Origin of the sequence: Pontibacter rugosus (genome assembly GCF_042678745.1) — a bacterium.
Classification (GTDB): Bacteria; Bacteroidota; Bacteroidia; order Cytophagales; family Hymenobacteraceae; genus Pontibacter; species Pontibacter rugosus.
Genome location: NZ_JBHTLD010000213.1, coordinates 1 through 8236 on the forward strand (window position 1 = coordinate 1; position 8236 = coordinate 8236).

General features: G+C 45.5%; 9 protein-coding genes. 5 read left to right on the plus strand and 4 right to left on the minus strand.

Annotated elements, in window-relative coordinates; genetic code table 11:
- On the plus strand, positions 1 to 1148 hold a 1148-nt coding region (locus tag ACFQ2O_RS17885), incomplete at its 5' end, for a PAS domain-containing protein (protein WP_377531037.1).
- A 97-nt stretch (positions 1149 to 1245) separates the two neighbouring features.
- Here ACFQ2O_RS17885 and ACFQ2O_RS17890 read toward each other — a convergent pair.
- From ACFQ2O_RS17890 to ruvX, 4 genes are all read right to left on the minus strand, one after another.
- Entirely contained in the window at positions 1246 to 1662 is a 417-nt protein-coding gene (locus ACFQ2O_RS17890) for a hypothetical protein (RefSeq protein WP_377531040.1), read from the minus strand.
- Between the two features lie 84 nt (positions 1663 to 1746).
- Complete coding sequence (locus ACFQ2O_RS17895; protein WP_377531043.1) at positions 1747 to 2535, minus strand: alpha/beta fold hydrolase; 789 nt, start codon at positions 2533 to 2535, stop codon at positions 1747 to 1749.
- A 199-nt stretch (positions 2536 to 2734) separates the two neighbouring features.
- On the minus strand, positions 2735 to 3304 hold the full coding sequence (gene def, locus ACFQ2O_RS17900) for a peptide deformylase (RefSeq protein WP_377531046.1): 570 nt from the start codon (positions 3302 to 3304) through the stop codon (positions 2735 to 2737).
- Positions 3301 to 3720: a Holliday junction resolvase RuvX gene (gene ruvX, locus ACFQ2O_RS17905; RefSeq protein ID WP_377531054.1), complete on the minus strand. Its 420-nt coding sequence runs from the start codon at positions 3718 to 3720 to the stop codon at positions 3301 to 3303. The genes def and ruvX overlap by 4 nt, the downstream gene beginning before the upstream one ends.
- Before the next feature lie 316 nt (positions 3721 to 4036).
- On the opposite strand from ruvX, the gene ACFQ2O_RS17910 reads away from it, so the two are divergent.
- The 4 genes from ACFQ2O_RS17910 to ACFQ2O_RS17925 all read left to right on the plus strand — a co-directional run bounded on the left by ACFQ2O_RS17910 (position 4037) and on the right by ACFQ2O_RS17925 (position 8068).
- Positions 4037 to 5689 (plus strand): S41 family peptidase, encoded by a 1653-nt coding sequence (locus ACFQ2O_RS17910; RefSeq protein WP_377531057.1) that lies wholly within the window; start codon positions 4037 to 4039, stop codon positions 5687 to 5689.
- 152 nt (positions 5690 to 5841) lie between these two features.
- The gene (locus tag ACFQ2O_RS17915) at positions 5842 to 7047 is read left to right on the plus strand and encodes a homogentisate 1,2-dioxygenase (protein WP_377531048.1); all 1206 of its coding nucleotides are present in this window, start codon (positions 5842 to 5844) and stop codon (positions 7045 to 7047) included.
- A gap of 99 nt (positions 7048 to 7146) precedes the next feature.
- Positions 7147 to 7674 carry a hypothetical protein gene (locus ACFQ2O_RS17920; protein WP_377531051.1) on the plus strand — a complete coding sequence of 176 codons (528 nt, stop codon included), beginning with the start codon at positions 7147 to 7149 and terminating at the stop codon, positions 7672 to 7674.
- A gap of 16 nt (positions 7675 to 7690) precedes the next feature.
- Complete coding sequence (locus tag ACFQ2O_RS17925; protein WP_377531059.1) at positions 7691 to 8068, plus strand: co-chaperone GroES; 378 nt, start codon at positions 7691 to 7693, stop codon at positions 8066 to 8068.
- Positions 8069 to 8236 lie beyond the last annotated feature (168 nt).

Here is an 8236-nt window from a genome sequence, read left to right on the forward strand (position 1 = left end):
GTAATAAATTTATACTTATGGATGAGCTGGCAAGGCTTCATGCACTAGGTTCGTATCAAATAATTGATACTTTGCAGCAAAAAGAATACGATGAAATTACAGAGCTGGCATCTATCATTTGCGGAACACCTATTTCATTAATTTCACTTTTAGATGCTAAACGCGCTTGGTTTAAATCAAAGGTAGGCATAACTGACCCCGAGAGTCCGCGGGAGCATGCTTTCTGCCATCATACTATCCAAACGCCTCACATGGTAACGGTGATAGAAGATGCCTCTAAAGATGACCGCTTCAAAGAAAAATCATTTGTGACAGGAGAGCAAGGCCTCAGGTTTTATGCCGGATCGCCACTTGTTACGTCCGACGGGCTTGCCTTAGGTTCTTTATGTGTGATAGACCATGAGCCGCGCACACTCACCAAAGAGCAAGCGTTGAGTTTATTAAGTAAAAAAGTAGTAGAGTTGTTTGAGCTGCGTAAGTCAAGTATGGAGTCTGTCAGGCTGTTTAGGTCTAGTAATCAGCGGCTTTTCACGCTTTCAGAGCAGTCGCCGGATTTCATAACTACGTTAGACACCGATCTTCAGATTACCTATGCCAACAAAGACTATAACACCAGCAGCCGTAACGAGCTCATTGGCAAACAGGTTTGGGAATGCGTAGAGCAGAGTTTTGTAGACGAGTTCAAAGCAGAGGCTATAAAAATGCTGCTTACTAGAGAGCAGGCTGATATGGAGTTAAAGCTTACGGATGGAAAGTGGGTAATGTGTCGTTTGGTGCCTCTTAAAAACGAGACAGGGAGTATCTATAATATTCTGATGATTTGCACGGACATAACATCAAACAAAAAAGCGGAAGAAAACCGGCTCAAACACATTAAGTCGCTTGAAGAAATGATATTTATGGTGTCGCATGAGGTGCGGAAGCCAGTTTCTAATATCATGGGCTTAGCTGACCTGCTAACCCAGAATGAGGTATCGGATGAGGACAAAGCAAAGTGTGTGAGCTACATGTATGAGGCAGCGCAGGAATTAGACAGCTTCACGCAAAAGCTTACACTTTATATTGAGGAGTCCAGAATAAACACAAGTGCAGACGCTGTTTCTTTTATAAAACCTGCCCTAAGTGCTCTGCAATTAGATACACCTTAATCTAAGGCAATAAATTTAATATATAGGCAAGCCAATTACATACAGGAGAGTGCTGAGAAAGAAGAGGCAAGTATGCCAGTAGCACGGGGCTCTGGACTTAAAAAGATTTTGTCTGGAGCCATTCTTTTGCACCTTCTTCGTCCTCAAAGGGTTTTACCTCAAGTTGCATCTTCAATTGGGGGTAAAGAGAATGAAAAGACCGTTGCCCATAAATACCGGGAGAAAGTACATGTGCGAAATAGCGAACGCCTACGTCTTTTGCCTGTGGCGCCCATTTATAAACCCACCAATTGATAGCTGTTTCCCAAGGACCAATTAATTCTCGGTTGCTATTCAAAAGCATAGAACAAGGCTTTGCCCGTAGAATCGAGAGTACATAGTTTCCTCCTATCACCACCGTTTCCAGCGATTGTATTCCAATCCAGTTGATGAAGACATAAGCATTACCCGACATTCTAGTTACTTCACAGAATACGTCTCCATTTGCTTTCTTAAGTTCTTTATACTCATTCACTATTAAACATGTGTTTCACTGCACCTTTTGCCATACTCTTGCTAGTGCTCTTTCTTTATTTTAAAAGTTGTGAAGAGGCCACCGCTACAAAAAGCTTTTGATAGCTGCTATCGTTTCTTGCGGTGCGCTAAGGTTTGGACAGTGGCCTGTTGCTTCTAAAATAAGGAGTTCACTATTCGCAATACTTTGGTTTAAATAGTTACCTACGGATAATGGAGCAATTGCATCGTCGGAACATTGCAAAATCAGCGTTGGAGTTTGCACGGACGGCAGGTCTTTACGATTATCTGACAGAAATGTGATATAAGCAAAATCGCGGGCGATGTCAGGGTTGCTCTTGCAAAAGCTTTGCGTTAGCTCCTGGCCTAGTTCCGGTCTGTCTGGATTTCCCATGATAACAGGAGCAATAGTATTAGACCAGCCTAAATAGTCACTATCTAGTGATTGGAGTAACTCCTCTATTGCCTCCCTTGTAAAGCCTCCTACATAGTCCCCGTCGTTGATAAAGCTTGGGGAAGGGCTAATCAATACTAGCTTTGAAAAGCGATCCGGGTCCATGATAGCGGCTAAAGCTCCTATCATCGCGCTTACAGAGTGGCCGACATAAATTATATCCGTTAGATCCAGTTCTTTACAGATTTCGAGAGTGTCGTTTGCATAATCATGTAAAGAAGCATAGCGTTCTTTAGTATAGGTGGAGGTGTCGGAATTACCAAAGCCAATGTGATCAAAAGTGATTATTTTGTAATCATCTTGGAATGCAGGTGTTATATGGCGCCACATATTTTGATCGCAGCCATAGCCGTGTGCAAAAAGCATTGCTTTATCTCCCTTTCCGAAGACTTTAACATTGTTTCTCTTTACTGCTTTCATATAAGTAGGGGTTTAAAATAAAAGTGGTCTCACCTAGAGTGCCGCCTGTGAAGGTACGCATGAAATTTTAAGATCATAAACCTGATATTTAAAGTATGGCTGAACTGCACTTCTGCTCTTTCTAGCAAAAAAGTACCGCTAAAGCAAAACGCCTGCTACAGTTACTGTAGCAGGCGTTTTGCTTTAGCGGTACTTGATCCTAGCGCTTTCTGGAAAGTGCAGGGAAGTTCATCTTGTAATCTGCATCAACCTCGCCTTTCGATATTTTAGCAAGTTTGTTCTTGATCAGGCGCTTTCTAAGGCCATTGAGGTAATCCGTAAACAAGATACCTTCAATATGGTCATACTCGTGTTGAATCACACGCGCATTCATGCCGTCGTAGGTATCTTCATGCTCATTCCACTCTTCATCAAAATAGCGGATAACTATGCGCTCAGGGCGGTATACTACCTCCCGTACGCCTGGTATGCTTAGGCAGCCTTCTTCAAAACCCCACTCTTCACCGTCTTCCTCCACTATCTCCGGGTTGATAAAGGCCTTCTTCACGCCTTTACCTTTGTCTTTATCGTCCATCATCGGCTCTGAGTCGATCACGAACAGGCGGATGCTTTTACCAATTTGCGGAGCGGCCAGGCCAACACCGTGTGCATGGTACATCGTGGCAAGCATATCACTCACAAGCTCTTTCAGGTTCGGGTAGTCCTGCGGAATATCTTCAGCTACTTCTTTGAGTACAGGATCGCCGTAGGCAACAATCGGATAAATCATATATAACTTCTGCTTTCTAAATACGACTGTAAAATAATGGCGGCGCTCACACGGTCTACTGTGCCTTTGTCCTGGCGTGCCTTCTTTTTGAGACCTCCGGCCAACATCGTTTGCTGCGCCATTTTAGAGGTGAAACGCTCATCCACAAGGTGCACCTGTATCCCCGGAAACTCCTTCTGCAGTTTCCGCTGGAAGCCAACCACATGTTGGGTGTTATCTGTTGCGTTGCCATCCAGGTTGCGCGGCATACCCAGCACCATGGCTTCCACAGGTTCGCGTTGCACATACGCCTTCAGATAAGATAACACATCCTGGGCATGAACGGTTTCTAAAGGACCTGCAATTATCTGGAGCGCATCCGTTACGGCCAGCCCCACACGCTTTGTCCCATAATCAATCCCGATGATTCTACCCATAGTGTTCTCTTTCTTCGTGGCAAAGATAATCATTTTAGCGGTTGATTGATAGCATATCGTTTAGGGGCGCTTTTAAGGCTTTGCAGCACAAGCCCGCCGACCTGGCAGAGCAATACGTTAATATAGGAAGCGAAAACCGCTGCCACTCAATAACAAAAGATGTAAGGTGCAACAGAGGCTTGAGAACATGGTAAGGCTGCAACTTTAACAAATTTGTACTTGTATAGATAGAAGAGCCCGCTGTATATTTAAGGTAAAATAGAACACTGCTGCCCTGGTGCGGCTGGTGTAAATCTAACATTAACATATGGAAAAGATGGAGCAAGGAGAAGAAAGGGAGCCAATCCGCAACTCACCGTTTCAGATAAAACTGCCGCTTTATATTGGCATAGCACTGGTGGTGGGCGTGTTGCTGGGAGCTACTACTTTTTCACCATCCTCAAACAATCCACAAGGCACTGCCAAAAGCTACCTTAAGTTCCGCGATATTCTAAGTTACATAGACCGCGATTATGTAGATACAGTAGATATAGAAGCGCTCACAGATCATGCCATTACTGGAATGTTGCAGAAACTGGACCCTCATACTGCTTATATACCGGCTGATGAACTTGCCATGGCCCGCTCGTACTTAGAAGGTGATTTTGAAGGGATAGGGGTAGAGTTTAATATCTTCAAGGATACCATTTATGTTGTGTCGCCTTTAAGCGGAGGCCCATCAGAGGCTGCCGGCATACAGGCAGGAGACAAAATAGTGGAGGTAAACGGAGAGAGCGTAGCAGGTATAGGCATTACCAACGAGGGTGTTTTTAAACGCCTGCGCGGCAAGCAGGGCAGCAAAGTAAACCTAACCATTTACCGCGATGCTGCTAAAAAGCCGCTTAAGCTAACCATAGAACGCAGCAAGATTCCTACTTCTTCGGTTGATGTAAGTTACATGGTTGATAACAAAACCGGCTATATCAAAGTAAGCCGCTTTTCTGCCAATACCTATGAAGAGTTTAAGGAGGCGCTAACCAAGCTGCAAAGTAAAGGGCTGCAGCAGCTTATACTTGACCTGCGCGGTAACCCCGGCGGCTATATGGATCATGCCATCCGAATGGCTGACGAATTTGTATCAGGGAAGAAGATGATTGTGTACACCGACGGCAAGGGCAACAAGTATGACTCTAAGACATTTGCCGAGCAGCGAGGCTCTTTTGAAGAAGGCCCGCTCATTGTGTTGCTGGATGAAGGGAGTGCCTCGGCCTCTGAAATTGTAGCCGGTGCCCTGCAGGATAATGACCGTGCGCTGGTGGTAGGCAGGCGCTCGTTTGGCAAAGGCCTGGTGCAAATGCCTATTCCGCTAAACGACGGCTCTGAGTTACGCCTTACTATCTCGCGGTACTATACCCCAAGCGGCCGCTCTATCCAGAAACCTTATGGCAAGGGAATGGATAACTATGAGATGGACATACTTAATCGCTTTGAGAACGGTGAGTATTTTCATCCGGACAGTAGCCTGTACGTAGACTCGCTTAAGTATAAAACATTAAATGGCCGGCCCGTTTACGGTGGCGGAGGCATTATGCCCGATGTGTTTGTGCCCCGCGATACAATGGAGTTATCGCACTACCTGAGCCAGTTGTATAACAAGAACGTTATTCGGGAATATACTTTAAATTACTACCGCAAGCACCGCAGCAGTCTGGAGAAGATGCCTTTTGAGAAGTTCAATAAAAACTTTGAAGTATCCGAAAAGATGCTGCAGGAAATTGTGCAGATGGCCCGGGAAGCTGGCGTAGATTACAATGATGCGGAATTTAAGCGATCTAAGAACTTGTTGCGTAATAACTTAAAAGCCTTTATAGCCCGCAGCGTATACGGCAACGACGGATTTTTTCCGGTGCTGCACCAAACAGATGAGGAGCTGCAGCAGGCACTGAAGCATTTTAATCGTGCACAGCGGCTGGCTTCGGGTAGCATGTAAGTATGAATTTTTGACAAAAGATGTTCTGACAAATGGAAAATTGCATATGCTGTAGCTCACAAGCACATAACCTTCTGTACCCGCAAAGTATGCGTTGCCCTTTGTTAAATAATCCTTTAGCTATCAATCACCACCTTAAAAACTAATCATACATGGCCTTTTACTATAAACTGGGAGAAATCCCACATAAGCGGCACACGCAGTTCAGGCAGCCCGATGGCAGCCTGTATGCTGAGCAGCTGGTAGGTACGTTGGGCTTTAGCGGAGTATCTTCGCTGTTATACCACATTAACCCGCCCACCCAGATCAGCCGCATCGGAGAGGCAAAGCCTTTTGCACCTAAAAAAGCCGAAGGCGTGAAACTGGCTCCGCAGCACCTGAAAACGGTGGAGGTAAACGCCACCGGCTCTGACTACCTGAATGCACGCAAAACGATGCTCTTCAACAGCGATGTGGCTGTCAGCATCTGTAACCCGTCGGAGCAGGAGATGGATTACTATTACAAAAACGGGCAGGCCGATGAAGTTGTGTTTGTGCATGATGGCACCGGAGATCTGCTAACCCAGATGGGGCGCATTCCGTTTGGGCCCGGCGACTACCTGGTTATCCCGCGCACGATCATCCATAAGTTCAGATTTGATAAAAGCGAAAAGCAGGTAAGGCTGCTGGTGATAGAGTCGTTCAGCCCGATAGAAACACCGCGCCGCTACCGCAATTATTTCGGTCAGTTGCTGGAGCACTCGCCCTTCTGTGAGCGCGACATGCGCCCGCCAGTTGAGTTGATAACCGAAACAACGAAAGGTGAGCACCTGGTGCAGGTAAAGAAAGAAGGCGAACTGCATCAGTTCTACTACAATTTCAGTCCATTTGATGCCGTGGGATGGGATGGCTACTTCTACCCATACGCGTTTAATATTGCAGATTTTGAGCCGATTACAGGGCGCATTCATCAGCCACCTCCAGTACATCAGACGTTTGAGGCACACAATTTTGTTATCTGCTCGTTTGTGCCGCGCCTATTCGATTACCACCCGCTCTCTATCCCGGCGCCGTATAATCACTCCAACGTGGACTCTGATGAGGTGCTATACTATGTAGAGGGCAACTTTATGAGCCGGAAAGGCGTGGAGCGCGGTTCTTTTACCATACACCCGGGAGGTATACCACATGGGCCACACCCTGGTACGGTAGAGGCAAGCATAGGCAAGAAAGAAACCGAAGAGTATGCTGTGATGGTGGATACATTTAAGCCGCTATACCTGACAGAAGATGCGTTGCCATACTTGGACGAGAACTATCCGATGAGTTGGAACGAGCACGGCGACGGCAACGTGCGCAAAGGCGATATGTTTGACTAAACTGCCGACTATTTCGTAAATTGCGGCAAGAGAAAAGGGCTAAAGCTCTAACTTCTCTTGCCGCAATTGTTTTAGTAGTACACCCTTAATAATTTATTGATGAAGCGAATTGTGTTGGCAGCGGTGATGCTGCTGTCCCTGGTAGCAGTAGCTTGTGAGAAAATAGATGATTTGTTAACGTTCTACATCGATGAGGAAGAGACAATAGAAATTGCATCGAGCTTTCCTGTAGGCAAGCTAGTTCCGATTACTCCTTTTACAGTAACCACTAATTCAGAAGAAACCTTTAAGAATAACAAAACACGGGCAGAGCTTGTTAAAGATGTCAGCTTAAACAGGCTTACGCTTACCATAACTGATCCAGCGCAGGAGAACTTTGATTTTTTGGAAACCATCGAGCTGTATGTTTCGAATGGAGATCAGCCAGAGGTTAAAATAGCCTACCTTGAAGAGGTGCCAAGAGGTGCGACAGAATTACAACTGATTTCCACGAATGCTGAACTGGATGACTTTATAAAAGGTGAAAGTTATACTATCCGGACAAGAGCGGAGATAAGGAAGCCTGTTTCACAAGATATTACCATCAAAGCAGACATGCGTTTTAAAGTAACCGCAGATCCCTTATAATATGGATACATTACAAATGAGGATTTCAAAAGAAAATAAATTAGAGAAGATCATCATCGTAGGCGACCGTGTACTGATCAAACCTAAAACTGCAAGCGAGCAAACAAAGAGCGGCTTATACCTACCGCCAGGGGTGCAGGCTAAAGAAAAAGTGCAGGAAGGATATATTATGAAAGTAGGGCCAGGCTATCCCGTTTCGGCAGACTTTGGCTTCGAAGAAGAGGCATGGGGGCAGGAGGAGGAGGAAGTGCGGTATATTCCGCTTCAGGCAAAGGAAGGCGATCTTGCCATCTACCTACAGCGCGATGCCATTGAAATAAACTACCTCGGCGAGAAGTACTTTATAGTACCCCAATCAGCAGTGCTGATGTTGGTGCGCGAAGAGGATTTGTAACGATACCTGACCAGAAACCCAAAAAGAGGAGGCCATACTTGTAAGTATGGCCTCCTCTTTTTTATGCTACATAATGAACAGGTGTCTCTTAATGTAATTGCAATACGTGCCACCACAGCCGTATTGCTTTAGGTTCTTTTTTCGACTTTAATTTATCACTGTTAAAAC